The sequence below is a fragment of the Flavobacterium sp. YO12 genome (genome assembly GCF_004119495.1).
GTDB lineage: Bacteria > Bacteroidota > Bacteroidia > Flavobacteriales > Flavobacteriaceae > Flavobacterium.
Genome location: NZ_NRQU01000141.1, coordinates 1 through 1,075, shown reverse-complemented (window position 1 = coordinate 1,075; position 1,075 = coordinate 1). Strand labels below are relative to the sequence as shown.

The following is a 1,075-nucleotide window of genomic DNA, read 5'->3' as shown; positions in this document are numbered from 1 at the left end:
AAATGCTTGTTGAAGATTGAAATAACTTTGAATTCCTCTTCCTAATAAAACATAAAAAATTACACCATAAACTCCAAAAGCTAAATATAAGTCAGCAATAATATTGGTCCCTAAGCCCAAAGAACTATTTTCTCCTAATGTCAATTTCGTAAAAAACAGCAGATCCTGCATCAGATGGATTAATAGAAAAAATAGAAAAACAATATTTTGTAAAAAAGGAATTGAAGCTAAAACTGGACTTAACATTGACTTACCGTATGTAACACCGTGAATATCTACATAATCCACAGATAAATATGTATTCCTATTACATATTATCAAATCCATAACTATATCTGCTAAATCATTTATACCTTCCGCCCCTCCTCTCATTACATTAACAGCAAACATTGCTAAAACTCCAGCTATTACTAAAGGAAAGAATTTAAAAAAACCAATTTGTTTATAAAATAATGTATAAACACCTCCGCAAAGTAATAATAATTGAAGAGGAATAGTTCTACTGCCTGCCATAATCAACATAATAAATATTAGAGAAAAACAAATAATTAAAATTTTATTAATGTTCTTTAATTTTAAATTCTTGTTGTTCAAGGCTAACAATTTATTAAATTGAAAAGATATTGCGCAGAGAAGAAAAACTGGAAAAAAGACATACAAATAGGCCGCTGCTCCAGAAGCTTCAGCTTCTTCTCCCGAATACTCTCCTTTTAATTTAGCGTATCCACCAGATAAAATATATAAAATAAAAGTAAACACTGAAATAATAGAGAGTAAAATGATATTAGTATCAGATTTCACATCCATACTCTTTTTGTTTTCGTCTAGTGACTTTCGATAGGAAATACTACCTAAAAAATAGGACTGAATTCCTAATAAAGAAAGGGCAGTGGATCGAGAAATTACATTTTCGTTAAATTCATATTGAAATGCAAAATACTTTGTTGGGTCATTTGGATATATAAAAACCGGATAAAAGAACATTACGAAAAAAAAAGCAAACAAGAAAATTGTATCAAAATCAAAATAATTTTTTTCTTTTTAGCTCTAAAGAATAGAAAAGTACTCAACAAAT

General features: G+C 28.4%; 1 pseudogene. It reads right to left on the bottom strand.

Going from position 1 to position 1,075, the window contains the following annotated elements:
- Positions 1-1,026, bottom strand: a pseudogene (locus BOW55_RS20675) (hypothetical protein); the annotation flags it as partial.
- Positions 1,027-1,075 lie beyond the last annotated feature (49 nt).